Origin of the sequence: Actinokineospora inagensis DSM 44258 (assembly GCF_000482865.1) — a bacterium.
GTDB lineage: Bacteria > Actinomycetota > Actinomycetes > Mycobacteriales > Pseudonocardiaceae > Actinokineospora > Actinokineospora inagensis.
Genome location: NZ_AXWW01000038.1, coordinates 38,443 through 61,751, shown reverse-complemented (window position 1 = coordinate 61,751; position 23,309 = coordinate 38,443). Strand labels below are relative to the sequence as shown.

34 protein-coding genes are annotated in these 23,309 nt (G+C 69.3%); 12 read left to right on the top strand and 22 right to left on the bottom strand.

Going from position 1 to position 23,309, the window contains the following annotated elements:
* Window positions 1–33 precede the first annotated feature (33 nt).
* Window positions 34–876, top strand: coding sequence for a carboxylating nicotinate-nucleotide diphosphorylase (nadC, locus tag H504_RS0116540; RefSeq protein ID WP_026423671.1), 843 nt, complete (start codon window positions 34–36; stop codon window positions 874–876).
* A gap of 525 nt (window positions 877–1,401) precedes the next feature.
* Window positions 1,402–1,920 (top strand): DUF6461 domain-containing protein, encoded by a 519-nt coding sequence (locus tag H504_RS0116535; RefSeq protein WP_157440462.1) that lies wholly within the window; start codon window positions 1,402–1,404, stop codon window positions 1,918–1,920.
* Window positions 1,921–1,954: 34 nt separating this feature from the next.
* Here the strand turns inward: H504_RS0116535 and H504_RS0116530 are convergent, their stop codons facing one another.
* Genes H504_RS0116530 through H504_RS0116520 form a run of 3 tightly spaced genes read right to left on the bottom strand, consistent with a single transcriptional unit; the run spans window position 1,955 to window position 3,217 of the window.
* The gene (locus H504_RS0116530) at window positions 1,955–2,140 is read right to left on the bottom strand and encodes a DUF397 domain-containing protein (protein WP_026423669.1); all 186 of its coding nucleotides are present in this window, start codon (window positions 2,138–2,140) and stop codon (window positions 1,955–1,957) included.
* Window positions 2,133–2,354 (bottom strand): DUF397 domain-containing protein, encoded by a 222-nt coding sequence (locus H504_RS0116525; RefSeq protein ID WP_026423668.1) that lies wholly within the window; start codon window positions 2,352–2,354, stop codon window positions 2,133–2,135. Before H504_RS0116525 ends, H504_RS0116530 begins: the two co-directional genes overlap by 8 nt.
* Window positions 2,351–3,217 carry a helix-turn-helix domain-containing protein gene (locus H504_RS0116520; protein WP_026423667.1) on the bottom strand — a complete coding sequence of 289 codons (867 nt, stop codon included), beginning with the start codon at window positions 3,215–3,217 and terminating at the stop codon, window positions 2,351–2,353. The genes H504_RS0116525 and H504_RS0116520 overlap by 4 nt, the downstream gene beginning before the upstream one ends.
* Before the next feature lie 129 nt (window positions 3,218–3,346).
* Here H504_RS0116520 and H504_RS0116515 point away from each other — a divergent pair, with 129 nt between their 5' ends.
* A complete protein-coding gene (locus H504_RS0116515) occupies window positions 3,347–3,664 on the top strand; it encodes a hypothetical protein (RefSeq protein WP_051385947.1) in 318 nt (105 codons plus the stop codon).
* A 47-nt stretch (window positions 3,665–3,711) separates the two neighbouring features.
* Here H504_RS0116515 and H504_RS0116510 read toward each other — a convergent pair whose 3' ends face one another.
* Window positions 3,712–3,972 (bottom strand): hypothetical protein, encoded by a 261-nt coding sequence (locus tag H504_RS0116510; protein ID WP_084467798.1) that lies wholly within the window; start codon window positions 3,970–3,972, stop codon window positions 3,712–3,714.
* 118 nt (window positions 3,973–4,090) lie between these two features.
* Here H504_RS0116510 and hisH point away from each other — a divergent pair, with 118 nt between their 5' ends.
* The gene (hisH, locus tag H504_RS0116505) at window positions 4,091–4,726 is read left to right on the top strand and encodes an imidazole glycerol phosphate synthase subunit HisH (protein WP_026423664.1); all 636 of its coding nucleotides are present in this window, start codon (window positions 4,091–4,093) and stop codon (window positions 4,724–4,726) included.
* Window positions 4,727–4,735: 9 nt separating this feature from the next.
* Window positions 4,736–5,461, top strand: coding sequence for a bifunctional 1-(5-phosphoribosyl)-5-((5-phosphoribosylamino)methylideneamino)imidazole-4-carboxamide isomerase/phosphoribosylanthranilate isomerase PriA (gene priA / locus H504_RS0116500; RefSeq protein ID WP_026423663.1), 726 nt, complete (start codon window positions 4,736–4,738; stop codon window positions 5,459–5,461).
* A 25-nt stretch (window positions 5,462–5,486) separates the two neighbouring features.
* On the opposite strand, the gene H504_RS0116495 is transcribed toward priA, so the two are convergent.
* Together H504_RS0116495 and H504_RS0116490 are read right to left on the bottom strand one after the other, a co-directional pair.
* Complete coding sequence (locus H504_RS0116495; protein ID WP_026423662.1) at window positions 5,487–6,203, bottom strand: GAF and ANTAR domain-containing protein; 717 nt, start codon at window positions 6,201–6,203, stop codon at window positions 5,487–5,489.
* Window positions 6,200–6,931 (bottom strand): ANTAR domain-containing protein, encoded by a 732-nt coding sequence (locus tag H504_RS0116490; protein ID WP_026423661.1) that lies wholly within the window; start codon window positions 6,929–6,931, stop codon window positions 6,200–6,202. Before H504_RS0116490 ends, H504_RS0116495 begins: the two co-directional genes overlap by 4 nt.
* Window positions 6,932–7,603: 672 nt before the next feature.
* On the opposite strand from H504_RS0116490, the gene H504_RS0116485 reads away from it, so the two are divergent.
* On the top strand, window positions 7,604–8,110 hold the full coding sequence (locus tag H504_RS0116485) for a hypothetical protein (RefSeq protein ID WP_026423660.1): 507 nt from the start codon (window positions 7,604–7,606) through the stop codon (window positions 8,108–8,110).
* Window positions 8,111–8,177: 67 nt separating this feature from the next.
* Here H504_RS0116485 and H504_RS42565 read toward each other — a convergent pair whose 3' ends face one another.
* On the bottom strand, window positions 8,178–8,426 hold the full coding sequence (locus H504_RS42565) for a hypothetical protein (protein ID WP_211239342.1): 249 nt from the start codon (window positions 8,424–8,426) through the stop codon (window positions 8,178–8,180).
* Complete coding sequence (locus H504_RS35485; RefSeq protein WP_211239341.1) at window positions 8,374–9,507, bottom strand: MFS transporter; 1,134 nt, start codon at window positions 9,505–9,507, stop codon at window positions 8,374–8,376. The genes H504_RS42565 and H504_RS35485 overlap by 53 nt, the downstream gene beginning before the upstream one ends.
* A 65-nt stretch (window positions 9,508–9,572) precedes the next feature.
* On the opposite strand from H504_RS35485, the gene H504_RS0116475 reads away from it, so the two are divergent.
* Entirely contained in the window at window positions 9,573–10,304 is a 732-nt protein-coding gene (locus H504_RS0116475) for an ArsR/SmtB family transcription factor (RefSeq protein ID WP_211239340.1), read from the top strand.
* A gap of 672 nt (window positions 10,305–10,976) precedes the next feature.
* On the opposite strand, the gene H504_RS0116470 is transcribed toward H504_RS0116475, so the two are convergent.
* Genes H504_RS0116470 through H504_RS0116455 form a run of 4 tightly spaced genes read right to left on the bottom strand, consistent with a single transcriptional unit; the run spans window position 10,977 to window position 12,620 of the window.
* Window positions 10,977–11,375 (bottom strand): hypothetical protein, encoded by a 399-nt coding sequence (locus tag H504_RS0116470; protein ID WP_026423658.1) that lies wholly within the window; start codon window positions 11,373–11,375, stop codon window positions 10,977–10,979.
* A 60-nt stretch (window positions 11,376–11,435) separates the two neighbouring features.
* Entirely contained in the window at window positions 11,436–11,807 is a 372-nt protein-coding gene (locus H504_RS0116465) for a PPOX class F420-dependent oxidoreductase (protein WP_026423657.1), read from the bottom strand.
* A gap of 13 nt (window positions 11,808–11,820) precedes the next feature.
* Window positions 11,821–12,294 carry an SRPBCC family protein gene (locus H504_RS0116460; protein ID WP_026423656.1) on the bottom strand — a complete coding sequence of 158 codons (474 nt, stop codon included), beginning with the start codon at window positions 12,292–12,294 and terminating at the stop codon, window positions 11,821–11,823.
* Window positions 12,291–12,620, bottom strand: coding sequence for an ArsR/SmtB family transcription factor (locus H504_RS0116455; protein ID WP_026423655.1), 330 nt, complete (start codon window positions 12,618–12,620; stop codon window positions 12,291–12,293). Before H504_RS0116455 ends, H504_RS0116460 begins: the two co-directional genes overlap by 4 nt.
* Before the next feature lie 139 nt (window positions 12,621–12,759).
* Between H504_RS0116455 and H504_RS0116450 the strand changes: the two genes are divergently transcribed.
* The gene (locus tag H504_RS0116450) at window positions 12,760–14,394 is read left to right on the top strand and encodes an alkaline phosphatase D family protein (RefSeq protein ID WP_084467793.1); all 1,635 of its coding nucleotides are present in this window, start codon (window positions 12,760–12,762) and stop codon (window positions 14,392–14,394) included.
* Between the two features lie 33 nt (window positions 14,395–14,427).
* Here H504_RS0116450 and H504_RS0116445 read toward each other — a convergent pair whose 3' ends face one another.
* The 3 genes from H504_RS0116445 to H504_RS0116435 form a co-directional block, all read right to left on the bottom strand.
* Entirely contained in the window at window positions 14,428–15,399 is a 972-nt protein-coding gene (locus H504_RS0116445) for a hypothetical protein (RefSeq protein ID WP_026423653.1), read from the bottom strand.
* Window positions 15,400–15,482: 83 nt separating this feature from the next.
* Window positions 15,483–16,217 (bottom strand): ABC transporter permease, encoded by a 735-nt coding sequence (locus tag H504_RS0116440; protein ID WP_026423652.1) that lies wholly within the window; start codon window positions 16,215–16,217, stop codon window positions 15,483–15,485.
* Window positions 16,214–16,921, bottom strand: coding sequence for an ABC transporter ATP-binding protein (locus H504_RS0116435; protein ID WP_026423651.1), 708 nt, complete (start codon window positions 16,919–16,921; stop codon window positions 16,214–16,216). The genes H504_RS0116440 and H504_RS0116435 overlap by 4 nt, the downstream gene beginning before the upstream one ends.
* Window positions 16,922–17,018: 97 nt before the next feature.
* Here H504_RS0116435 and H504_RS0116430 point away from each other — a divergent pair, with 97 nt between their 5' ends.
* Complete coding sequence (locus tag H504_RS0116430) at window positions 17,019–17,543, top strand: hypothetical protein (protein WP_026423650.1); 525 nt, start codon at window positions 17,019–17,021, stop codon at window positions 17,541–17,543.
* Here the strand turns inward: H504_RS0116430 and H504_RS0116425 are convergent.
* The 6 genes from H504_RS0116425 to hisF all read right to left on the bottom strand — a co-directional run bounded on the left by H504_RS0116425 (window position 17,518) and on the right by hisF (window position 21,799).
* Entirely contained in the window at window positions 17,518–17,718 is a 201-nt protein-coding gene (locus tag H504_RS0116425) for a hypothetical protein (RefSeq protein ID WP_026423649.1), read from the bottom strand. The two genes, H504_RS0116430 and H504_RS0116425, sit on opposite strands and share 26 nt — an antisense overlap.
* Window positions 17,715–19,220: a hypothetical protein gene (locus H504_RS0116420; RefSeq protein WP_026423648.1), complete on the bottom strand. Its 1,506-nt coding sequence runs from the start codon at window positions 19,218–19,220 to the stop codon at window positions 17,715–17,717. Before H504_RS0116420 ends, H504_RS0116425 begins: the two co-directional genes overlap by 4 nt.
* The gene (locus tag H504_RS0116415) at window positions 19,217–19,906 is read right to left on the bottom strand and encodes a hypothetical protein (protein WP_026423647.1); all 690 of its coding nucleotides are present in this window, start codon (window positions 19,904–19,906) and stop codon (window positions 19,217–19,219) included. Before H504_RS0116415 ends, H504_RS0116420 begins: the two co-directional genes overlap by 4 nt.
* A 441-nt stretch (window positions 19,907–20,347) precedes the next feature.
* On the bottom strand, window positions 20,348–20,686 hold the full coding sequence (gene hisI / locus H504_RS0116410; RefSeq protein WP_026423646.1) for a phosphoribosyl-AMP cyclohydrolase: 339 nt from the start codon (window positions 20,684–20,686) through the stop codon (window positions 20,348–20,350).
* Window positions 20,673–21,029 (bottom strand): hypothetical protein, encoded by a 357-nt coding sequence (locus H504_RS0116405; protein WP_026423645.1) that lies wholly within the window; start codon window positions 21,027–21,029, stop codon window positions 20,673–20,675. Before H504_RS0116405 ends, hisI begins: the two co-directional genes overlap by 14 nt.
* Complete coding sequence (hisF, locus tag H504_RS0116400; protein ID WP_035304573.1) at window positions 21,026–21,799, bottom strand: imidazole glycerol phosphate synthase subunit HisF; 774 nt, start codon at window positions 21,797–21,799, stop codon at window positions 21,026–21,028. Before hisF ends, H504_RS0116405 begins: the two co-directional genes overlap by 4 nt.
* Window positions 21,800–21,852: 53 nt before the next feature.
* Here hisF and H504_RS0116395 point away from each other — a divergent pair, with 53 nt between their 5' ends.
* The 3 genes from H504_RS0116395 to H504_RS41350 all read left to right on the top strand — a co-directional run bounded on the left by H504_RS0116395 (window position 21,853) and on the right by H504_RS41350 (window position 22,975).
* Entirely contained in the window at window positions 21,853–22,428 is a 576-nt protein-coding gene (locus tag H504_RS0116395) for a TetR/AcrR family transcriptional regulator (RefSeq protein WP_026423643.1), read from the top strand.
* 62 nt (window positions 22,429–22,490) lie between these two features.
* Window positions 22,491–22,823, top strand: coding sequence for a PadR family transcriptional regulator (locus tag H504_RS0116390; protein ID WP_245614297.1), 333 nt, complete (start codon window positions 22,491–22,493; stop codon window positions 22,821–22,823).
* Window positions 22,820–22,975, top strand: a complete 156-nt coding sequence (locus H504_RS41350) for a hypothetical protein (RefSeq protein ID WP_157440461.1) — start codon at window positions 22,820–22,822, stop codon at window positions 22,973–22,975. Before H504_RS0116390 ends, H504_RS41350 begins: the two co-directional genes overlap by 4 nt.
* On the opposite strand, the gene H504_RS0116380 is transcribed toward H504_RS41350, so the two are convergent.
* The gene (locus H504_RS0116380; protein WP_026423641.1) at window positions 22,976–23,254 is read right to left on the bottom strand and encodes a hypothetical protein; all 279 of its coding nucleotides are present in this window, start codon (window positions 23,252–23,254) and stop codon (window positions 22,976–22,978) included. It lies immediately after the preceding gene.
* Window positions 23,255–23,309 lie beyond the last annotated feature (55 nt).

Here is a 23,309-nt window from a genome sequence, read left to right as displayed (position 1 = left end):
CCCCCTTGTTCTCACCGTCCCGAGAGGTGCCGCATGATCGACAAAGACGACCTTGACCGCGCGGTTGGTACCGCGCTGGACGAAGATCTCCGCTACGGCCCCGACGCGACCACGGAGGCCACTGTTCCCGCGTCGGCCGTCGCCGTCGCCGAGTTGACCCCGCGTCGGCCAGGTGTGCTCGCGGGCGTCCCGGTTGCTTTGGCTGTGTTCCAGCGAGTCGTGCCCGATCTGGAAGTACTGTCCGCTGTGGACGATGGTTCGGCGGCGGTCGCAGGCGTCCCCGCCTTGGTGGTGCGCGGCAGCGTCCGGTCGTTGCTGACCGCCGAACGCACGGCGTTGAACTTCCTCTGCCACCTCTCCGGCATCGCGACCGCCACCGCTGCCTGGGTGTCGGCCATCGCGGGCACTGGCGCCGCCGTCCGCGACTCCCGCAAGACCCTCCCCGGCCTCCGCCTCCTGCAAAAATACGCCGTCCGCTGCGGCGGCGGCGTCAACCACAGACTGGGTCTCGGCGACGCCATCCTCATCAAGGACAACCACGTCGTCGCCGCCGGTTCCGTCACCGCCGCGTTGGAAGCCGCCCGCACCCACGCCCCCCACCTGCCGGTGGAGGTCGAGGTCGACACCCTCCCCCAACTCGACGAGGCCCTCGCCGCCGCCGCCGAACTCATCCTCCTCGACAACTTCACCGTCGAAGCCTGCGCTGAAGCTGTTCGCCGCGCCGCCGGTTCCAAAACCCGCCTCGAAGCCTCCGGCGGCCTCACCCTCCCCGTCGCCCACACCTACGCCGCCACAGGCGTCGACTACCTGTCCGTCGGCGGCCTGACCCACTCATCACCCGCACTCGATCTGGGGATGGACTTGCGCCCCGCGTAACCAGATGGGGTAGTCGCACCCAGCCCCTCCGCCGCCACGCACCTTGATACGACTCTCGGTGACGTTGGCGGGCATTTATGGCACACACCAAGTCCTGGGCCATTAGTGCCCGCCTTCGGCTTCACGCCCCACTCCGAAACCGCCGACCACACACCCGCCCTGATCGACAACGGCAACCACACCCGCGCGCGGCCCAGCCCCCACCCTTCCCGGGGGGCGTCCCCGAGGCCAGTCTACCGGGGGAGCAAGATCAGTGGGGGGTGGTGCCGTGGCCTGTGGACAACTGGGCGGGGTGTGGATACCAACAGCGAGGCGGGTGACAACGACACCCACGGCGTGCTCAAGCTCAGACGGCTGCCGTCTCGTGGTGGCGGAGGCGGGGCGAGCAAGGCGCGGCGGTGCGCGGCTCGACAGTCGGAGGTGTGGTGACCTGGAGGTCATCGTGGTCGAGGCGGCCACGATCTCGAGTCCGGGACGAGGTTTCCGACGTGCCGTGGTGGCGGAGACATGCTTGACCTAGCGCGAGTGCAGCACTACGCGTGGGCTGACGAGGACTACGACCTCTGTTTGACGGTGGCGGTGGTGACAGGGCAGTCGGTTGCTGAGGTTGTGCGGGCGTACGGCGGCGACCCTGCTCGGACACCGGACGTGCTGCCGTTTCCGGCGGCCGTGATGGAGGAGGACGAGGTTGGGTCTGTGTTCCTTCCACAGGTGCGCGAGGTCGAGGGGCGCGTTGTTGTCATCGAGAACATCGGGTGGCTCGGGACGACCGGCGAGGTAGCGACGCGGGCTTCGATGGGGGGTGAGTTCGTGTGCGTCCACTGGGACCTGAACGCGCACAGTCGGATCGTCGAGGCGGTTGATGGTCAGGTGGTAGCGACGTTCGAGCCGCTGATCGAAGAAGCGCCGCCGGGGGTGGGTGAGGTGTTTGGCCAGGACGCGCTGAATGCGGAGATGTTGGCTTGGCTGGAGCAGCGGAGTGGGGTTGGGTTCGATCGTGCCTGGCTGACGGAGCCTGCGGCGACTTATCGGGTGGTGTTGTGAGGGGATGCCTCGGGTGAGGCATCCCCTTCCCGCGCTACCTGACGGTGGTGAGCCAGGTGGTGAGTGCTGTGGTGGGGAGGAGCAGGGCGGGCCGGTGTGGTGCCTTGCTGTCCCGCACGGCGGCTGTGGTGGGGGACAGGTGGGCGAGTTCGACGCAGTTGCCGCCACCCTGGCCACCGCCGCCGGAGAAGCTGCTCCTACGCCAGTTGGTGTCAGTCACGGTGAAAATTGTCCGCCTGGATGGTGGAGATCCAAGCGGCCATTTCGGTGGTGTTGAAGCGGATTGTGCCGCGTTGAGGGGCCTTGCTGTCTCGCACGGCGATGGTGGTGGGGGAGAGGTGGGCGAGTTCGACGCAGTTGCCACCACCCACGCTGCCGCCGCCTCCGGAGAAGCTGCTCTTGCGCCAACGGATTTCCATGCTGTTCTCCTTCATGACTTGTCGAAACGTTCTGCTGCTGCGGCGATCATCGCTGCGGAGTCGGCCTGTGACAAGGCCAACTGAGTGAGAACGCCGAATCGGAGGGTGCAGTCGCGGACGTCTTCTCGTTCCTCAATATACACGGCGGGGAAGTCGGCATAGACGACGTCTGGCATGGGTTCGGGCATCGTGAGGATTGAAAACGGCCCTTCAAGGGCCAGGCTTACTCCCAGCGCCTTGGGGACGACTTGCACGGTGACGTTGGGAAGCTCCATGGCCTCCAGCACGCGGTGGAGCTGGTTGCGCATCACGCGACCGGTCCCGGCGGGGCGTTCGAGCAAACCTTCGTCGAGGATGGCGTGGAGGTGCAGAGGCGAGTCGCGGGTGAGGATTTGTTGTCGCGCCAAGCGGGTCGTCACCCGAAGCTGAACTTCGTCCTCGGAAAGGTTCGGGTACATTCCGGTGGTCAACGCGCGGATGTATTCGGCGGTTTGTAGCAGGCCCGGGATCAGCAACGTCTCGAACTGGCGCACTGCCACCAGCGCGGCTTCCCACTTGAGAAAAGTACGGAAGTGCGTGGGAGTGTTCTTGTCAACGAGCCAGCCGCGTTGGTGGGCGGTCTCGGCCAGTTCGGTCAGCTCCGCGCGGAGGGTTTGGTCGGTGACGCCGTAGATGTCGAGGAGTTGGTCGAGCTCGCGGGTCTTGACGTTGTGTTCCTGGTTTTCGATGCGGGAGACCTTGGGGCGGGACCACTTGCCCTGGCCGGTCGCCTTGAGGCGGTCGGCGACTTGTTCGGCGGTCAGACCTGCGGCGATCCGCAGGTCGCGCAGGCGGTTCGACAGGTGCCAGCGGCGGACCGTGGCGTTGTCCTGACTCAAATGGATCACCCTCCGGGTAGCACGATCGAGTGAACAACTGGACGTCCACTTCCAAAACTGGACGTCCAGGTTCACCCTGGATCTTAACGAACGGCACCCAAGTGAATCCGTTCGGTGAGGAGGGTCCAGATGCTAGTCGTGGCAGGTTCCGGCACGTCAGGTGAGGTGCGGGGTCGTGTGCCGTTGGCGGACGAGGTTGAGTTCGCGGAGATCACCCGGCAGATCGTGCGTGATCAGGCGCCCAGGTTGTTCGCGGTCGTCCAAGAGTTGGGGGAGCGGGCTGACCTGCGGATCGCGGCGTGGGGCATGGAGTTCGAGGACCACGCCGCCGTGGTCAGCGAGGACGGCGGGACTCGGCTGTCGTTGAACTCCGCGGAGTCGGCGGTGGCGGCGTTCGGGCGTCAGGAGGACGTGACGGCCAAGGTGGTGTGGGTGATCGACGAGTGACGCGAGAAGCCCCGCCGAACCAGGCGGGGCTTCTTCATCCCACAGGGTCAGACGTGGGCGGGGCGGTGTGCGGCCAGGTCCGCCAGGGCCAAGGCCTCGCGAGCGGTGCGGGGGAGTTTTTCTTCGCGCACTTCCACCACGTCGAGCGGCGGGACCAGCAGAGCGGCAGCGAATCCGATCCACACGAGGGCCAGCGGAATCGGCCACCACACCTTTGCCGACAGGGCCAGATATGCGTCGATCGCGGCGGCCGCCGTCAGGATGGTGGCTAAGGTCCAGCGGACGGCCCTCTTGTCCAACGTCGCCATGGGTGCCTCCATCCCCAGTGCCCACCAGTCGCCCGACAGATACCCGCTGTCGGTCGGGCTCAACCGTCGCCGGAGGTCACGGTTCGGTTACGGAGGGCCGCCGTCTACGCTGACCTGCGTGGCTTCAGTCGTCGTCTTGGATTACGGGTCGGGGAACCTCCGCTCGGCGGAGCGCGCGCTGCGGCGGGTGGGGGCGGACGTCGAGGTGACCGGCGACTTCCACACCGCCCTCGACTGCGACGCGCTGGTCGTCCCCGGGGTCGGCGCGTACGCGGCGTGCATGGCGGGACTGCTCGGGGTGCGCGGCGAGCGGATCATCGGGCGCAGGCTCGCCGGTGGCCGACCGGTGCTCGGCATCTGCGTCGGCATGCAGATCCTGTTCGACCGGGGCATCGAGCACGGCGTCGAGACTGCCGGGTGCGCGGAGTGGCCGGGCGTGGTCGACCGGCTGGAAGCCGACGTCGTCCCGCACATGGGCTGGAACACCGTGCGCGCGCCGGAGAACTCCGTGCTGTTCGCGGGCATGGCCCCGGACACCCGCTTCTACTTCGTGCACTCCTACGCCGCCCGCAAGTGGGAGCTGCACCCCGAGGCGCCGATGATCCCGCCGGTGGTCACCTGGGCCACCCACGGCGACGACTTCGTGGCCGCCGCCGAGAACGGTCCGCTGTCGGCCACCCAGTTCCACCCCGAGAAGTCCGGCGACGCGGGCGCGCAACTGCTGCAGAACTGGCTCAAGCACGTCACCGGTTAGGCTGTCCGGGTGAGCTTCCAGTTGCTGCCCGCCGTCGATGTCGCCCACGGCCAAGCCGTCCGCCTCACCCAGGGCGAGTCGGACCAAGAGACCCAGTACGGTTCGCCGCTGCAGGCCGCGTTGGACTGGCAGGGCGGCGGCGCCGAGTGGGTCCACCTGGTCGACCTCGACGCCGCGTTCGGCCGCGGTGACAACCGGTCGCTGATCGCGGAGGTCGTCGGCACGCTGGACGTCAAAGTCGAGCTGTCCGGCGGGATCCGCGACGACGACAGCCTCGCCGCCGCGCTCGCCACCGGCTGCGCCCGGGTCAACCTGGGCACCGCCGCGCTGGAGAACCCGGCCTGGTGCGCCGCCGCGATCGCCGAGTACGGCGACCGGATCGCCGTCGGCCTCGACGTGCGGATCAAGGACGGCGACCACCGCGTCGCAACCCGCGGCTGGACCAAGGACGGCGGCGACCTCTGGGAGGTGCTCGACCGCCTCGACCGCGACGGCTGCGCCCGCTACGTCGTCACCGACGTCAGCAAGGACGGCACCCTCACCGGTCCCAACGTCCAACTCCTGCGCGACGTCTGCGCCCGCACGTCCGCGCCGGTGGTCGCGTCGGGTGGCGTGTCCACTGTGGACGACGTGCTGACGCTGGCCGGGGTGCCCGGTGTCGAGGGCGCGATCATCGGAAAAGCCCTCTACAACGGCAACTTCACGCTGCCCCAGGCCCTGGCCGCCATCGCCTGACCCCGATCGCGAACCGGCCCGCTGATCAGCCCATCGGGCCGGGGGTCCACGTCGGGTCGGTGACGACGGTCCGGGCGAGGTCGCTCAACCTGGTGCCCCGGGCGCGGGCGTGCCTGCGCAGCATGGTGAACGCGCTCGCGATGTCCACTCCGTACCGTTCGGCCAGCACGCCCTTGGCCTGCTCGATGGTGATCCGGCTGGTGAGCGCGTACTGGAGCTGCTCGGCGACCACCTCCTGGTTGCGGATGGACCGCGCCTGCAGCAACCCGATCGTGGCCACGCTCACCAGCGCCTTCGCCGTTCTCGCCGAGAGGTCGTCCAGCGTGCCCGCGCTGCTGCGGAACAGGTTGAGCGAACCGATGGTCTCGTTGCGCAGGCGCATCGGGAACGCGAAGACCGCGCGGTACCCGGAGTTGAGCGCCGCCGCGGCGAACCGCGCCTCGGCGGAGTCCGCCAAGGTGAGATCGGGGCGGGCGACGGGCTCGCCGGTGCGGTAGGCGGTGACGCACGGGCCCTCGCCGCTGGTCGCCTGGAACCGCTCCAGCCTGCCGACGTCGTCGTTCGAGCTGGCGATCATGTGCAGGTCGCCGTCGGCGGTGGCCAGCAGGATGGACGCGGCGTCCACGCTCAGCAACTCGATGCTGCGCTCGACCAGCATGTGCAGGAACTCGACGACGTCGAACTCCGCGACGAGCGTGTCCGCCAACTCGACGAAGGTCTCCACGAGACGCTGCTGTCTCACGGCAACTCATCTCCTCGTTGTGGTGGTTCGGATCTCGGGTGGTGCTCGTCGTTCTCGAACCGCACCCGCCGGGCGACGACGTCGTCCGCCAGGTCGGCCACCGCGCGCCCGTCGGTGAACGCCCTGGCGCGCAGGCTCGCGAACGCGGTGGACACGTCGACGCCCAACTGCACGGCCACCATGCCGGTCGCCTGGTGGATCTGCGGGGTGGTCAACGGGGCGGTCCCGGCGACAACCAGGTCCATCGCGATCCTGGCGAACCGCCGGGCCTCGCGCAGCACCGGGTCCGGCGGTAGCCCCGCCGCGGTGCGGTGGATGCCGAACGCCCCCAATTTGACCATGCCGATGGCCATCGGGAACGCGCAGACGGCCGAGATGGCCAGCCCCTCGTTGAGTTGGCCGAACAGCGGCCATCGGCTCCGCGCGGCGGGCGCCGACAGGTCCGGCACCAGCACCGGCGACTCGGTCTCCGTCGCCGACGTCATGGGTCCCTCACCGGCGATCAGCTCCAGCTCGGCCAAGCGGCGGCCGTCGTCGTCGGTGGCGTGGGTGAACGGCGCGGCCCGGTCGACACTGATCACGACGAGCGTTCCGTCGACCGCCAGCCGGTCCCTGGCGAGGGCGCACAGCAGATCCGGGGACAGTTCGCGCCCGGATCGCGCGACCACGGTCGAGAGCCAAGCCATGAGGTCGGTGTGCCGCCCGCCCCGGTCGTGGTCGAAGTCCACACGCTGCGCTTTCCCTCGGTTAACGCGGACCTGGCGTCGTAGTCACGACCGAGAGAACTCCAGGCGTCGAAGGGGCGAAGCGTACTCGGTCATCCACCGCGGCACCCGGCCGATCGAGTGATCGCGCTGGAGGATCTGCTCGCGCCTTGCGACCATAGGACCACAAACGCCCCGGTCCCCGGCGCCCAACGAGATGGTGACAAGGGTGAAAAGTGTCACACATCACATCTTATTCGGTCATTTCCGGGCCCACGACAACGATCCGGGGTGATTCGCGCCCACAGCGGCATGCGGTGTCCGCGGATTTCACCCCCGCTCCTGTGCGGAGTGCAACACCCGTCGATACCGCGCGGTGCATCTTGCAGGTATTGCGGCAGTCCCATTTCGCGGTGCGGCAGGTTCAGCCAAAAAGAGCAGTCCGTGGCACCGCTCCCATTGCAACCATTGCGGTGCTCGATCTCGTCAAGCAGCATTGTCATCGACACGGAGTCGGCAGAATGGCGTTGGGCCGACCGGGAGTCCGTGTCTCGGGCGTTTGCAGGGAACGCCCAATCCGGTGCGAGGGCGTTGGCTGAGGCGATGGGTGAATCGACAGTTTACACCGCCCCCAACGCCCTCGCGCCACCGGGTTCCCCGTCGGGAAAGGCACGCAGACGGGCGGTCGAGGAGCTGATGACCACCGATCAGGCCTGGCGGCGCTGCCTGCGCAGACGTTCCCGGCTGTGCGGGTCGGTCGCGCGTTTCGGTTTACCGGACCACGCCGACGACATCGTGCACGACGTTTTCATAGCAGTCATGACGATGCCGCGCCTCTATCCCCGGGGATTCGACTCGCTATTGGACATGGCGGTGTGGCGACGATGTCAGGCGGTGGCGATAATCGAGGCCGGACAACAACGGCTCGGCCGCGTGGCGACTCTCCAGCCGGAACACCCGGGTGATCCGGCCGACTCCGTGCTCGACCAGGTGAGTGCCGCGAGTGTATTGCGTGATTGCGGTGCACTGGGCGAGCCGGATATCTGGATGATCGACATGATCAGCCGTGGCTACCAGAAGAAAGAGGTCGCACACTTGGCTGAACGGTCGCTGAACGACGTAGACCGAACAGTCCGCGCCATTCGCAGGCGGAGTAGGGACAAGATGACCAAATCGGTCGGTCGGGAATCGAAACACGCTTGACCTCGCCAATTGCATTCGGCGTCGGCACGTGCACACAACAGCGACTGGAAAAGGCGACACGGCGACCTCACGCGGGCACGGGCGTAGGCCGCCATCGCCTGGCCGCGATCGCGGCGGCGGACATCGCGACCGCCGCGATCGCGGCCGACCAGCGCACCCCCGTGGTCAGATCGGTGGCCGCGGTGAGGGAGCCGAACAACGCCACCCCCACCGCGTTGCCCAGTTGCCGCGCGACGTGGAACGTCGCGGACGCGACCCCGGCGTTACCCGGCGGCGCCGACTCGATGATCGCCGCCGTCGCCGCGGGGACCGTCATCTGCGTGGCGATGCCGGTCGCGACCAGCGCCGGGACCAGCAGGACGTACGGCGTGGTGGGGCCCGCGACCAGCCAACCGAGGAAGCCAACCGCGCCAAGGGTGAGCGCGCCCCGCCATGACCCGGTACGGCCCGTGGCGGGCGGTGAGCCGTCCGGACAGCGGCGCGCCGATCAACGCCAGGCCCACCGTCGGCAGCAACGCGAATCCCGTCACCAGCGCGCTGTAGCCGCGTTGCTGCTGGAAGTACAGCGTCGAGAGGAACAGCATCCCGTAGTAGCCCATGTTCAGCAGCAGGCCGACGGCTGTGGCGACGACGAACCCCGGTTCGCGGAACAACCCCAGTGGCAACAGGGGGTTCTCGGCCGCGCGCTCCCGCACCACGAAACCGATCAGCGCGACGACGGCCACCACCGCCATGACCACTGTGGACGGTGTGTACGCCGCTTCGTTGAGCGCGCCCGCCAGGCACGTGAGCCCGCTGACCGCCAAGACCTGGCCCACCACGTCCATCCTGCCGACCTCGCGGTTCTCCGGGGTGGGCACGTGCAGGCGGGTCAGGTGCCAGGCGGCCACCGCGACCGGCACGTTGACCCAGAACACCGCGCGCCACCCCGGCCCCGACACCAGCACCCCACCGACCACCGGCCCCGCCGCGAACGCCACCGCCGACACACCGGCCCACACCCCCAGCGCGCGGGCCCGCCGCTCCCGGTCCGGGTGGGCCGCCGCCACCAGCGCCAACGACGTCGGCACCATCGCCGCCGCGCCGACCCCCTGCAGCAGCCGCCCGAGCACGACCATCCCGGGACCGGCCGCCGCCGCGCACACCACCGACGCCGCCGCGAACACCCCGAGCCCGGCGAGGAACACCCGCCGGTGTCCGACCCGGTCGCCCAGGCCGCCGCCGAACAGCAACAGCGCCGCGAACACCGTGCTGTACCCGTCCACCACCCACTGCACGGCGGACGGGCTCGCACCGAGCGACCGCTGGATGTCCGGCACCGCGACCGTCACCACGGTCACGTCCAACATGACGAGGAAGTAGCCCAGGCTCAACGCCAACAACGGTCGGTCGCGCATGCCCCGAGTCTGCGACCCGGAAACTTCGTTGCCCGGCGAAGTGTCCTCGGCCTACCGTGGTGCCGGTGGACCCGGACATCGCGAGCGTGGCGGCCCTGATCGCCGACAACTCCCGCGCCCTCATCCTCAAAACCCTCTGCGACGGCCGACCCAGCACCGGGTCGGCCCTCGCCGCCGAGGCCGGGATCGGGGCGTCCACCGCCAGCGCCCACCTCGCGAAACTCGTCGACGCGCGGCTGGTGACGGTCGTCCGCGCCGGCCGCACCCGCCGCTACCGCCTCGCCCGGCCCGAGGTCGCCGCCGCCCTCGAAGCCCTCGCTGCCCTGGCCGCGCCGCTGCCGGTCCGCTCCCTGCGGCAGAGCACCCGCGTCGCCGCCCTCCGCCGGTCCCGCACCTGTTACGACCACCTCGCGGGCGACCTCGGCGTCCGCCTGATGCGCGCCCTCCTCGACCGCGGCCACCTCACCGGCGGCGACGGCCTGCACCACCCCGACCGCGCCGTCCTGGACCGCGAATCCGCCCCCGGCACCGACATCCACTACGAACTGACCCCGTCCGGCGCCACCGCGCTGACCGCCCTCGGCGTGCAGATCCCCACCACCCGCCGCCCCCTCGTCCGCTACTGCGTCGACTGGACCGAACGCCGCCACCACCTCGCGGGCGCCCTCGGCGCCGCCATCACCACCCGCCTGCACACCCTCGACTGGATCCGGCACGGCTCCACCCCCCGCGTGATCCACCTGACCCCCGCAGGCCGCGTCCACCTCCCCGATTGCCTCGGCGTCACCCTCGACTAGCGGCTGACTGTCCACAGCGGACCCCGAGCACCGACGGTCGGCCATGATCAACGGCGGTGAGCAGCCCCCGATTCCAGCCTAGTGCTGGGCGCCAACGGAAACCGCGCCGCGGAAATGCCGGTGGACGGGTACGGAGGATGTGGACAAACGGTCTACACCTGCCGTCGATGGGCACGGGAGATCTGGGTGGACAGTCCGCATCTGTTGTCGATCGGCGTGGAGGATGTGGGCTAACGGTCCACGTTTGTGGATGGGCGTGAGGGATGTGGGCGAACGGTCCGCATCTGTTGTCGATCGGCGTGGAGGATGTGGGCTAACGGTCCACGTTTGTCGATCGGCTTGAGGGGTGTGGGTGAGCGGTCCGCATCTGTTGTCGATCGGCGTGGGAGATGTGGGTGGACTGTCCACATCTGCTGTCGATCGGCGTGAGGGATGAGGGCGAATGGTCCGCATTTTCTGCGGGTTGGCGCGGGGGATGTGGGCGAACAGTCCACACCTCTCGTCGTGGTGCACGGGCCAGGGCGTGTCATCCACACCGTGCCGAGGTGTTCACAGCCTGCCGGACGAGTGGTCCGTTCGGTCGGTGTCGGCCACTAGGCTGGAATCGGGGGCTGCTCAGGTCGCTTTGATCTTGACTGCGGGTGTGCCGGCGCCACGGGTTGGCGGAAGGGGTCAGCGGCAGGTTGGGAAGAGGTTCTGGGAGTTGTCCGCGACCTTGACCGGTCGGCCGCCGGTTTGCTGGTACATCCTGGTGCCGAGGCTGATCGGGTTGCCGGGTTGGAAGGACTCGCCGCCGAAGGGGGTGAGGGTGATGGGAGTTCGCTGGTCGGTGGCCGGGCAGGGCAGGTCGAAGACGGCGCCTTCGCCGTGGACGCCTGCGCTGTCGGCTTCGACGCCGATGGTGATGGGGTCGTTCTCGGCGCAGGAGTAGTCGACCACTACCCGCAGGGCGCCGGACGGGTAGGCGAAGTCCGCTTGATCGGATGACACCGCGACCGTGAACCCGTCATCGGCGCGGGCGGGTGCGGCGGTGAGGAGCACGGTGGCGACGGCGGCGGCGAGGACCTTCATGGCGGCTCCTGTCCACAGTGGAAAGACAGGTGCCACGGTAAACGGAGTCCACTGTGGTCGCTATTCGGACGTGAACGCGATTCCGATGGTGCCGTCGCGACCGCGGCGCAGCAGGCTGCCGCGCACCACGAACCAGCCGACGACGCCGTACTTGCGTTGGATGAGCTTGCGGACGCGGTCGGTGTCGGCGGCGTCGAGCAGCCGGGCCTTGACCGTCGACGACTCGCCGAGCGGGCGGCCGCGCACGTCGCACGGGCCGACCTCGACCCGGCACCCCGCGCGGATCCGCTTGACCTTGCCCGAGTCGCGCACCGTCCAGGCGACCAGGTCGGCGCCGTCGCGGGCCACCCACACCGGGGTCGGCACGGCGGTGCCGTCGCGCCGGTAGGTGGTCACCAGCAGGTACTTGCCGTCGCCGAGGGCGGGGTCCATGGGGTCCAGGCTATTACAGCGTGGCCAGCAGTTCGGCCAACCGGTCGTAGGACTCGCGGGCGCCCTGTTCCATCCCGTTGGCGATGTGCTGGTCGCGGGCCTCGATGGAGAAGCCGACGCTCACGGCGTGCACCGTGGTGCGGCCGTCGACCTCGGTGAACCGCACCCGTTCGAGGGCGATGTCCCCTGGCATGCCCTCGAACTCGAAGGTCTGGGTGATGCCGTCGGCGACCGACGGGGTGCCGTGGAAGACACCGCGGAAGCCGTACTGATTGCCGTTGGGGTCGACGTGCAGGTAGCGGTAGCCGCCGGAGTGTGTGGCGTCCCAACGGTCGACCTTCATGGTCAGCCTGCGCGGGCCGAGCCACTGGGCGACCAGGTCGGGTTCGGTGTAGGCGCGGAACACCAGCTCGGCGGGCGCGTCGAACTCGCGGGTGATCTCGACGTACGGGCTGTCGGCCTTGGCGGTGATGACGGTCTCGCTCATCGTTCGTTCTCCTTCAACTGGGTCAGCAGGTCGTCGAGGCGGTCGTGGCTCTCCCGCCAGTACGCGCGGTAGTCGGCCAGCCAGTCGCGGGCCGCGCGCAGCGGGCCCGCCTCCAGGTGGCTCAACCGAGCCGTGGCCCGCCGGGTCCGCGAGATCAACCCGGCCTGCTCCAGCACCTTCAGGTGCTTGGACACGGCGGGCTGGGACATCGCGAACGGCTCGGCCAACTCGGCCACGGTCGCCTCACCGTCGCGCAACCGGGCCAGGATCGCCCGGCGGGTCGGGTCGGCGAGGGCGGCGAACACGGCGCTGAGCTGGTCGGTCACCCCGGCCACCTCCATAACCTGTGCGTTTCAGAACCATTAGGTTAAGGATGCGGGTGGACGGGTGTCAAGGCGCATTTCCCTGGATGTTCACCCGGGCAGTAGCTGTGACACTTACCTTCCCGGTGTATCACTGGCAGGCGTGACTCCCACCACGCCCAACCGCCGCGTCCTCCTGAAGTCCGCCGCGGTCGCCGGTGGCGCGCTGCTGGTCCCCGCCGCCATCACCACCGCCACCGCCGCTGCCGCCGCACCCCAGTTCGCGCACGGGGTCGCCTCCGGTGACCCGCTGCCGGACGGGATCCTGCTCTGGACCCGCGTCACCCCGACCCCCGAGTCGACGCCGGGTTCCGGCGCGGGCCCGACCGTCCAGGTCCGCTGGGAGGTCGCCACCGACACCGGGTTCGCCTCGGTCGTCCAGTCCGGCGCCACCACCACCGGACCCGACCGCGACCACACCGTCAAGGTCGCCGTCGGCGGCCTGAACCCCGCGACCACCTACTACTACCGGTTCACCCTCGACGGAGTTCGTTCCGGCACGGGCCGCACCCGCACCGCGCCCGCGGTGAACGCCGACGTGACCAAGCTGCGGCTGGGCCTGGTGTCCTGCTCCAACTGGCAGGCCGGGTACTTCTCCGCGTACCGGCACCTCGCGGCCCGCACCGACCTGGACGGCGTGCTGCACGTCGGCGACTACATCTACGAGTACCAGGTCGGCGGTTACGGGGCCCGTGGCGTGACGGTCCGCCCGCACGACCCGACCACCGAGATCCTCTCGCTGTCGGACTACCGGCGGCGGCACGCCCAGTACAAGACCGACCCGGACCTGCAGGCCCTGCACGCCGGACAGCCCTGGTTCATCACCTGGGACGACCACGAGTACGCCAACGACACCTGGTCCGGCGGCGCGGAGAACCACCAGCCCAACGAGGGCGACTGGAACGTGCGCAAGGCCAACGCGCGGCAGGCGTACTTCGAGTGGATGCCGGTGCGGCAGGGCGCGAACGGCGAGATCTACCGGCGGTTCCGGTGGGGCAAGCTCGCCGAACTGTCCCTTTTGGACCTGCGCAGCTACCGGTCCAAGCAGGTGACCGCGTCCAGCGGGAACGCGGGCGACCCGAGCCGGACCATCACCGGTGACCCGCAGATGGAGTGGCTCAAGAGCGGCCTGTCCGGCACGGACGCCCGCTGGAAGCTGGTCGGCAACTCGGTGATGATCACGCCGATCTCGCTGGGCAGTGTGGAGTCGAAGTTCCTGGAGGCGTTGGGTTCCCTGCTCGGCCTGCCGATCGGGAGTGTCGCCGCCAACGCCGACGCGTGGGACGGGTACACCGCGGACCGGCAGGAACTGTTGGGGCACCTGAAGGACAACAAGGTCAAGAACACCGTCTTCCTGACCGGCGACATCCACTCGTCGTGGGGCGCGGACGTGCCGATCGACCGGTCGAGCTACTGGTACAACGGCAACTCCGCCGCCGTCGAGTTCGTGACGACCTCGGTGACCAGCGACAACATCGACGACATCCTCAAGGTCGACCCGCGCACCGTGTCGGTCGCCGCCGAGGCCGCGATCCAGGTGGGCAACCTGCACGTGCGGTACGTCGAGTTGGACTCGCACGGGTACTCGGTGGTCGACGTGAACCCGCAGCGCGTGCAGACCGACTGGTACTACCTGGCCGACCGGACCAACCCGACGTCCACCGTCCGCTACGCCAAGTCGTTGGCCACCGCCGACGGCTCGCAGAAGGTCAAGTCGGTCTCCGGGCCGGTCGCCTGATCTCGTTGCCCTGCCTCGGTTCTGCCGCTCCCGCTAGCGCGGGGGTGGCAGAACCGGCCAGATCTGGTTCGCCAACTGGGTCGCCTGGGTGCACGTGACGGCGGCGTCCGCGACGTCGCGCACGGTCAGCGCGATCATGGCGTTCTCCGAACCGCCGGACTCCTGGTCCTTCGGGCCGTTGGTGAACAGCAGGCACATCGAACCCGGGCCGCTGGGGACCTGCATTTGGGACGTCGGCCTGCCCGCGATCACGGTGTTCGTCATCGTCTTGTCGAAGTCCGGAGTGGAGCGTCCGAAGGTGACGCGCAGGGTGGTGTTCTTCGACGCGTCGGTCCACTCGCAGTTGTGCCTGCCGGGCCAGTTCTTCTTGGTGGGGAAGGCGGCGACGCTGGCCCGGGGGACGGTGCCGCACGGGTCGATTGTGGCCAGTCCGGCGGGGGTGAAGGTGTGGTGCTTGACCAACTGGGGTTTGTCCCTGAGCCTGCGCAGCGTCTTCTCGAAGCCCTGAGCGAGTTGGCCGCACGCGGAGCCGCTCGAACCCTCGGTGGTGGTGGCCCGGTCGACGCGGAGGGTCAGGCCGAGGGTGGTGGAGTTGTCGTTGGTGAACGGCAGGACCCGGCCACACGGGGTCAGACCGTTGGTGTACTGGGAGTACTGGAAGCCCAGGAGTTCGGTGGGCGCGGTCCGCGGCCCGAGGGTGTCCACCAGGTCGATGTCGCCGACGCTGATGGTGGCGGCGCCCGCACCCGCGGTGACCGTGATGGAGCAGACGTCCCACGAGCCCAAGGTGATGGGCTTGCCGTTGCCGAAGTCGGCCGGATCGATCAGCGAGCACATGTCCAGTGTGGTCAGATCCCCGAGAATCTTGACGAGGTCTGGTTTCGGCGGTGTGTAGCGGGGGATCGCCCTGGCCGACTCGACGGGCGGCGAGATCACCCGGGTGCAGCCCGCCAACAACACTGGCAGCGCGACCAGTGCGATCGTGACCTTGCGTAAACCCCTCATCCCCGGCCCCCGAACCATCCACGAGTGTCGGGACGAGATGGTAGGCGATCACCCGGGGGATCGAGCGACCAGGACGTTCCCGTTCAGGCGGTCTGCCTGCGCAGCGTGCCAGCGCCGAGAGCCAGGGCGAGCAACACGCACCCGGCGACGACAAGGAGATCGGTGCGGATGGCGCCGGTGAACCCGGTGCCCGCGGTGACCCGGGACAGCGCGTCCACCGCGTAGGACAACGGCATCACGTCCGAGAGCCACCGCAGTGGCCAGCCCATCTGGTCGCGTGGCTGCAACAGGCCGCACAGCAGGAACTGGGGGAGCACGAACAGCGGCATGAACTGGATCGCCTGGAACTCGCTGCTCGCGAACGCGCTGACGAACAGGCCCAGCGCCATGCCGAGCAGCGCGTCCAGCACGGCGATCACCAGCAGTGTCCACACCGAACCGGTCACCGCCATGCCCAGCCACCACGCGCACACCGCCGTCGCGATGCCGACCTGCGCCACGGCCAGCGCCCCGAACGCGATGGCGTAGCCCAGGATCAGGTCGAGCCTGCCCATCGGCATGGTCATCAACCGTTCCAGGGTGGCGGTCGTGCGTTCGCGCAACGTGGTCACCGACGCGACCAGGAACATGATCATGAACGGGAAGACGCCGAGCAGCGCGGGCGCGGTGCGGGTGAACACGCGCTCGTCGTTGAAGACGAACCGCAGCAAGGTCATCAACAGCGTCGGCACGACGAGCAGCATGGCGACGGTGCGCGGGTCGTGCCGCAACTGGGTGAGCACCCGCCGCGCGGTCGCGAGGGTGGTGGTCGGGTTCATGCCGCGCTCCGAACCAGATGTAGGAAAGCCTGTTCGAGGTCTTGCTCACCGGTTTCGGCGCGCAGACCGGCGGGGGTGTCGTCGGCCAGCACGCGACCGTCGCGCAGGAACAGCAGGCGGTCGCAGCGGGCGGCCTCGTCCATGACGTGACTGGAGACGATCAAGGTGGTCCCGGTCGCGGCCAGTCGGTGGAACAACGTCCACAGGTCCTCGCGCAGCACCGGGTCGAGACCGACGGTGGGCTCGTCGAGCACCAGCAGTTCGGGGGAACCGAGCAGGGCGACGGCGAGGCTGGCGCGGCCGCGTTGACCGCCGGAGAGGGTGCCGACGAGGTGGTCGGCGTGGTCGAGCAGGTCGACGTCGCGCAGGACCTGGTCGACGTCACCGGCGCCGAGCACGGCGGCGAAGTAGCGCAGGCACTCGGCGACGGTCAGGTCCGCGTAGACGGCCGGGTTCTGCGTGGCGTAACCGATCTTGTGGCGCAGCGCGGTGTGCCCGGCGGGTCTGCCAAGCACCTCGACCGCGCCCCCGGTGATCGCCTGCACGCCGACGACGGCGCGCAGCAGCGTCGTCTTCCCGCAGCCGCTCGGGCCGAGCAGGCCGGTGACCGAGCCGCGCGGGATCGCGAAACCCACGTCCCGCAGCACCTCCCGCCCGCCCCGGGCCACCCGGAGGGCTGTCGCGGTGACCGCTGAATTAGTCATGTGGTTAATTCTGCGCCCGCTGAGATTAGCCCGTCAAGACCTTCACCAGCGCTCGCCGAGGTCCTAGCGTGATCACCCTCACCGACCGGAGGTCTTCATGCCCGCCGAGTTGTCCCTGGCCGCGCTGACCGAGGCGCTGGACCAGGTGCGCGGCCCCCTGCGCGGCGACCCCGCGCCCGCCGCCTTCCTGACCCGTTTACGTTCGGGCGTCGACGCGTGGGAAACCGCGATCGCCGCCCTCGACGCGGGCGGCACCGCCGCCGACGCCCTCACCCGCGTCGCCACCGCCTTCACCATGGACGAAGACTTCGCCGACCCCACCCGGGAAGCCCAGGAGATGACCCGGCTCGGCGTCGGCACCCCCGCCCACCACTTCCTCGTGGCGCTGGCACCCATCCGCCGCGACCTCGTCCGCGCCAGCCAGCGTCCACTCTCCCAACTGCGCCGCGCCGTGTCGTTGGAGCGGCGCGCGCACAGCCGTTGGCGCGGTGGCGAAGGGCGCGCGGCGGCGTTGGTCGATCGGGACCTGGAGTTGGAAGAGGTCCGGGTCAGCGCCAAGGTCGTCGTCGATCAGGTGATCGGCTTGATCGACACCTTCACTCGCTGGCGGGCGGGCACGTAACCGTTGTGTCGTCGGGTGACTGTGGCTCCTGGATGGGTTCGACGGCCAGGGTGCCCGCCTGGATGACCGAACCGGTCACGTCGGCCGCGTAGTTCGCCGTCGCCGAACCCACCGCCATCGCGCCGTTGTTGACGATGCAGGCGTTGCCGTCCGCCTGGATCCCGTGATTGGTCATGATCCCTTCCTCGTCGCCGTGGCGGTGGTGCCGACGGCCATGGCGCCCGTGTTGAGCACCTGGCCGCTGCCCATGTTCAGCACGCCGTAGTTCAGGACGGTCTGCCTGCGGTTGTCGAACTCCGACAGGTCGACCCGCTTGCCGCGCAGGAAGTCGTGGATCACGTCGGTGACCCGGCGCTCGATGATCTTCGTGTACTTCTCCTGGTCGACCTGCTGGAAGAAGTTGTGCGGGCGGGTGTCCGCGCCGAGCGCTCGGACACCCGCGCGGGCACCGAAGTCGATGACCTTCAACCCCCGGGCACCCACGGAGTTGGCGCGGTCGCGTTTGCGGCGGGCGGCGCGTTCCGCGGTGCGGCGGGCGGTCAACCGGCGACCCGCGGCGACGGCGGCGGGCAGCAGCCACAAACCCACGGCGACCCCGATCGCCCACCGGACATCCGCGAGGCTGGACCACAGGACGAACAGCGACCCGACGGCGGCGAGCGAGGTCGCGAAGACTCCGGTCTTGGGCCGCTCCGGCAGCACGGTGTGCGCGAACCCGACCAGCCCCCGAGCGATGTCCGCGACCGCGGAAAGCGGTGCCCGCACGGCGATCAGCAACACCGCCCACACCCCGAGTCGCTCCGGCAACCGGTCGACCTCGTGGAAGCCGGCGCGGACCGGGTGCAGGACGTAGCTGTGCAGCTCCGTGTACAGCGTGTCGGCGCGGACGTCGAAACCGACGAAGATCGACGTGACCAGTTCGTTGTCCCAAGTACCGACCTGGACGGTCGCGTACGAGCGGGCGCTGCCGTAGCCGTCGCGGGCGAGCTCGGCGTCCGTCTCCTCGGTGTCGTGGGGGAGGAGGCGGGTGGCGTAGCGGCGGCGGGCGATGTGCACGGTGCCGACGCGGCGGTCCTCGTCCACCAGGTCCTTGAGGATGGCGGTCATCTCCGCGCACACGTCGTCGACCAGCTCGTCCGCCGTGAACCGCTCGGGCTCGCCGTCCGCGCCGCGCAGCACGATGGCGAACGACCAACTCCGCGACAGCGTCCCCGCCCCGACGAACGGCACGGGACCGCTGTAATACACCGAATCCAGGTGCTGCTGCCGGGAGATGTCCTCAGCGCGGGCCTGCAACGCCTTGTGCGGACGGAGGTAGATCGGGCCACCGCGCGGCAGACTGGTCATCAACGTGTGCGTGCGAACGAGGCGTTCGACGAACACGGCGAGCCACGCCAACCACAACGCCACACACACCCAGATCGTCGAGCGGTCGGTGTCGGTGAACGCGAGGAACAGCGGTGCGACGCACGCGACCAACGCCAGGGCCCGTAGCCGACGACGGCGCCGCGACTCCAACGCGTGCGCGAGCACCGCGACCGTGTCGTACCCGAACGCCGGGGCGACCCGCCGGTGCCGCTGGTCGAGCAACTCGGTCAACACCTCACCGCAGTACGCGCTGTCCAGGTGCGCACCCGCGCACAACAACCGGGTCACCACGAGGTCCGTTTCGATCACAGATCACCCTCCTGCCAGGTGGTCAGCCCCCGCGCGGCGGCGATCCCGTTCCAGTCGGCGACGAACACCTGCTTCGCCTTGGTCGCGCTCGCGCTCAACTGGGTCGCCGCCGACAAGTGCTGGTTGGTGGCCAGTTGTGTGCACTGCACCCGCAGGTCGTCGATCCAGGCGGCGTACTCGCGGTCCGCGTTGGCCGAGGTTCGGAGCAGGGAGACGAGGTTGCCGCGCATCTCGTCCCCGCCGGTGACCTGGTTGGCGTCCACTGTGGACGCCGCATCCGCCAGTCGGTCACGCTCGGCCGCTGCTGCTCGGACCCGGTCGGCGTCGCCCCCGAGGTCGGAACCGCAGGCCGCCGCGTCCTGCACGGCCGCCTTGACCTGATCGCGGGCGTCGTGGGTGCGGTGCAGCAGGCTGTCCAACTCGGTGACGAAGTCGGCTTGGCTCTCGGTGGAAGACGGCGCGGTGGTTTCGGTGGATCCGGCGGTGTCAGTGGATCCGGTGGTTTCGGTGGTTGACGTCACCTCGACCGGCACCGGCCGGCCTGCGGACGGCGCGGACCCGAGCGGCAGCACCGCCCACAAACCGAGACCCAGCAGGGGAACCAGACCGAGGACGGCAACGGTAACCCGAGCCGACGTCGGCAACCGGGCGTCCGGAGAGCGCCCGAGCACCGCCCACTCCCGCATGACCAGACCTCCAAGCCCCTTCAGGCCAACCATCCTGGCCCGAGCAGGAACCCAAGCCCAGGACAGATCAAGGTCAAAAGTTATCCACATCGGCTGGGGTGATCCCCAGCTTTGGTGCGGCCCTTTCGGCGCAGGTCAGGGCCGGTAGACTGGACCAGGGACGCCCCCCGGGACTGGGTGGGGGCTGGACCGCATTGGGTGGGGGACTGGGTGGGTCCGTCGACGTCGATCGCCTGGTGGAGGGTGGAGGTCCGTTGGGGTTGATCGCTCGGGTGGAGGTCGGTTGGAGTCGATCGCGTGGGTGGGAGCGGGTGCGGTCGGTGGTTGATCGTGGGGGTGCTTGGCCGCACGATCATGTGAGGGGGGTCGCCAGGGGTGGTGATGGCTCGCCCAGAGAACTGGAGTCCTGGCGGAGGGGTGTGACTCGGAATCGGGGTGGAGTCAGAGCAAGCGGTTGGCGTCGAAGCAGGTGTGGTTGCCGGTGTGGCAGGCGCCGCCGGATTGGGTGACGGTGAGGAGGAGGGTGTCGCCGTCGCAGTCGAGGGTGACGGAGTGGACGTGTTGGGTGTTGCCGGAGGTGGCGCCCTTGACCCACAACTCGTTGCGGCTGCGGGAGAAGTACGTGGCCTGGCGGGTGGTCAGGGTCAGGTGCAGGGCCTCGTCGTTCATCCAGGCGACCATCAGGACGTCGTTGCTGCCCCGCTCCTGGACCACCGCGCAGACCAGGCCGTCGGCGTTGCGCTTGAGTTGGTCGGCGATCGCCGGGTCAAGACTCGTCACCGGGTTCCTTTCCCGAGAACTTGCGGGCCGGGCGGGTCAGCAGCAGCACCCCGGCGTACACGTACCCCGCCGCGAACACGCCGGACGCGATCCGCAGCCACACCGTGAGGTCGCTCAACGCGATCGCGGCGTGCGCGATGGCCGCGAGCGCGGACACGATCAGCGCCACGCCGACGTACCGGCCGACGTAGGCGCTCACCGCCGCCAGCAAGGTGATCACGCCGAGCACCGCGGGGAACACCAGCGACCGGGCGTCCCCGCGCGTCAGCCCGGTCACGAAGAACAACACCGCGACGGCGGTCAGGATCAGCGCGGCGACCCGGATCTCCAGCGGGCGGCTCACCGGACCTCGACCCCGGCGGCGCGCAGGGTGTCCTTCACCTCGCCGATCCGCAACTGTCCGAAGTGGAACACGCTGGCCGCCAGCACCGCGTCCGCGCCCTCGGCGACCGCGGGCGGGAAGTGCGCCAGGTCGCCCGCGCCGCCGCTGGCGATCAGCGGGACGTCCACCCTGGCCCGGACCAGCCGGATCAGCTCCAGGTCGAACCCGGCCTTGGTGCCGTCGGCGTCCATCGAGTTCAGCAGGATCTCGCCGACCCCCAGTTCCTGCCCCCGCTCGGCCCACTCGACCGCGTCGATGCCGGTGCCGCGCCTGCCGCCGTGCGTGGTCACCTCGAACCCGGACGGCGTGGGCGCGCTGCCCTCCGGCACCCGGCGCGCGTCGACCGACAACACGACGCACTGCGCCCCGTACCGCCGCGACGCCTCACCCAGGAACTCCGGCCGCGCGATCGCCGCCGTGTTGACGCCGACCTTGTCCGCGCCCGCCCGCAGCAACGTGTCGATGTCCTCGACGGTGCGAACCCCGCCGCCCACGGTGAGCGGGATGAACACCTGCTCCGCGGTCCGCCGCACCACGTCCAACGTCGTCGCCCGGTCCGAAGAGGACGCGGTCACATCCAGGAACGTCAACTCGTCCGCGCCCTCGGCGTCGTAGGCGGCCGCCAACTCCACCGGGTCCCCCGCGTCGACGAGGTCGGTGAAGTTGACCCCCTTCACCACCCGACCGGCGTCAACGTCGAGACACGGGATCACGCGGACCGCTACTGCCATGCCCCCGAGCCTACGGGGCGGCGATACTGGACCCGCGAGCACAAGGGGGAACAATGACCAGGAGCGGCCGACGACCCGGCCCCACCGAAACCCGCGACCACATCCTCGCCGCCGCCCGCGCCCAGTTCGCCACCCACGGCTACCGGGGCGCCACCCTGCGCGGCATCGCCGCCGAAGCCGGGGTCAACCCCGCCCTCATCCACCACTTCTTCGGCACCAAGGACCAGGTCTTCGCCGCCGCCCTGAACCTGCCGATCAACCCGGACCTGATCGTCACCACCATCCTGGACGGCCCCCGCGCGGAAATCCCGGCCCGCCTCGTCCGCCTCTTCCTGACCCTGTGGACCGCGCCGGAATCGTCCAAAGCCATGCACGCCCTGATCCGCTCGGTCACCACCAGCGAGTCCGCCGCCGACCTGCTCCGCCAGTTCCTGGAACGCGCCATGCTCGCCAGGGTCACCGACGCCCTCAACGTCCCCCGCCTCCGCGCCGCCGCGATGGCCGCCCAACTCGTCGGCCTCGCCATGGTCCGCTACATCATCCGCGTCGAACCCCTCGCCTCCGCCCCGGAAGACGAGGTCGTCGAGCTACTGGCACCGGTATTGGCGCACTACCTCGACCTCGACTGACCCCGGAACGGCACTCGATCGGCGTAGTCGTACTCTACCTAGCCCTAGGTAGAGTAAGGGTCATGGCTGGACCGCGGATGACGATTCCCACGCAGTTGGTGCTGCGTGCGCTGTTGGAGGAACCAGACCGGGAGATGTACGGGCTGCAGATCTGCGCGGCGGCCGGGTTGCCCACCGGCACCATCCATCCCATCCTGGCTCGTCTGGAAAAGGTGGGCTGGTTGCGGTCTCGTTGGGAAGAGATCGACCCGGGTGAGCAGGGCAGGCCCCGACGCCGCTACTACAGCGTCAACCCCGACAGCGCCGCCGCCGTCCGCGCCGCCCTGCACCGTGTCGAAGCCTCTCATCAGGCCCTGCTGCGCCTGCGGCCCGATCTTGCGGGGGGAGCCCAGTGAGCAACGAACGCGCCGCCGCTCGCGATCTTGCGTTCCACCTCGCGCTCGACCTCGGTACCGTCGGCGCGCTCGTCCGCTTGCATGCCCCATTCTGCGACCGCGACCTTGGCTGGTTGCGTGCTCGCGACCTCCTCCTCTGCTTGCGCCTCTGATTAGGCGTCCGTGCCCTCGCCCGAGTCCAAGCTCTCTTCCATAACGCCGCCTACATTCGGGGTCGCGCCTTCGGCTGCGACCGTGCCCTTGCTCGAGACGTCGCTTGCGACCTTGCCCGTGACTACGACCGTGTCGTCGTCCTCGCGCGCGACTCTTCTGGCGGGTTCGATCGCGGGTCCGTTTGCTTGCTTGACATCGTCCGCGATCTCGACCGTGTCTCTGCCATCGGTCTCGTCCGCGGCCGTTTTGTGGAGCGTGTCCATGAGGCGGCGATGCATTTGTCCACTGTGCTGGAGCAATCCGAGCACATGGAGCAGATTCACTCGTCGCCGG

Bases quoted from the DNA above. Each gene is read 5' to 3' on its own strand.
- nadC (WP_026423671.1), top strand. From the start codon at position 34: ATGATCGACAAAGACGACCTTGACCGCGCGGTTGGTACCGCGCTGGAC.
- H504_RS0116525 (WP_026423668.1), bottom strand. From the start codon at position 2,354: ATGAAGGAGAACAGCATGGAAATCCGTTGGCGCAAGAGCAGCTTCTCC.
- H504_RS0116515 (WP_051385947.1), top strand. From the start codon at position 3,347: ATGCTAGTCGTGGCAGGTTCCGGCACGTCAGGTGAGGTGCGGGGTCGT.
- H504_RS0116510 (WP_084467798.1), bottom strand. From the start codon at position 3,972: ATGGCGACGTTGGACAAGAGGGCCGTCCGCTGGACCTTAGCCACCATC.
- H504_RS0116485 (WP_026423660.1), top strand. From the start codon at position 7,604: ATGACCACCGATCAGGCCTGGCGGCGCTGCCTGCGCAGACGTTCCCGG.
- H504_RS42565 (WP_211239342.1), bottom strand. From the start codon at position 8,426: ATGACGGTCCCCGCGGCGACGGCGGCGATCATCGAGTCGGCGCCGCCG.
- H504_RS35485 (WP_211239341.1), bottom strand. From the start codon at position 9,507: ATGCGCGACCGACCGTTGTTGGCGTTGAGCCTGGGCTACTTCCTCGTC.
- H504_RS0116470 (WP_026423658.1), bottom strand. From the start codon at position 11,375: ATGAAGGTCCTCGCCGCCGCCGTCGCCACCGTGCTCCTCACCGCCGCA.
- H504_RS0116465 (WP_026423657.1), bottom strand. From the start codon at position 11,807: ATGGACCCCGCCCTCGGCGACGGCAAGTACCTGCTGGTGACCACCTAC.
- H504_RS0116460 (WP_026423656.1), bottom strand. From the start codon at position 12,294: ATGAGCGAGACCGTCATCACCGCCAAGGCCGACAGCCCGTACGTCGAG.
- H504_RS0116445 (WP_026423653.1), bottom strand. From the start codon at position 15,399: ATGAGGGGTTTACGCAAGGTCACGATCGCACTGGTCGCGCTGCCAGTG.
- H504_RS0116440 (WP_026423652.1), bottom strand. From the start codon at position 16,217: ATGAACCCGACCACCACCCTCGCGACCGCGCGGCGGGTGCTCACCCAG.
- H504_RS0116435 (WP_026423651.1), bottom strand. From the start codon at position 16,921: ATGACTAATTCAGCGGTCACCGCGACAGCCCTCCGGGTGGCCCGGGGC.
- H504_RS0116430 (WP_026423650.1), top strand. From the start codon at position 17,019: ATGCCCGCCGAGTTGTCCCTGGCCGCGCTGACCGAGGCGCTGGACCAG.
- H504_RS0116425 (WP_026423649.1), bottom strand. From the start codon at position 17,718: ATGACCAATCACGGGATCCAGGCGGACGGCAACGCCTGCATCGTCAAC.
- H504_RS0116415 (WP_026423647.1), bottom strand. From the start codon at position 19,906: ATGCGGGAGTGGGCGGTGCTCGGGCGCTCTCCGGACGCCCGGTTGCCG.
- hisF (WP_035304573.1), bottom strand. From the start codon at position 21,799: ATGGCAGTAGCGGTCCGCGTGATCCCGTGTCTCGACGTTGACGCCGGT.
- H504_RS0116395 (WP_026423643.1), top strand. From the start codon at position 21,853: ATGACCAGGAGCGGCCGACGACCCGGCCCCACCGAAACCCGCGACCAC.
- H504_RS0116390 (WP_245614297.1), top strand. From the start codon at position 22,491: ATGGCTGGACCGCGGATGACGATTCCCACGCAGTTGGTGCTGCGTGCG.
- H504_RS0116380 (WP_026423641.1), bottom strand. From the start codon at position 23,254: ATGCATCGCCGCCTCATGGACACGCTCCACAAAACGGCCGCGGACGAG.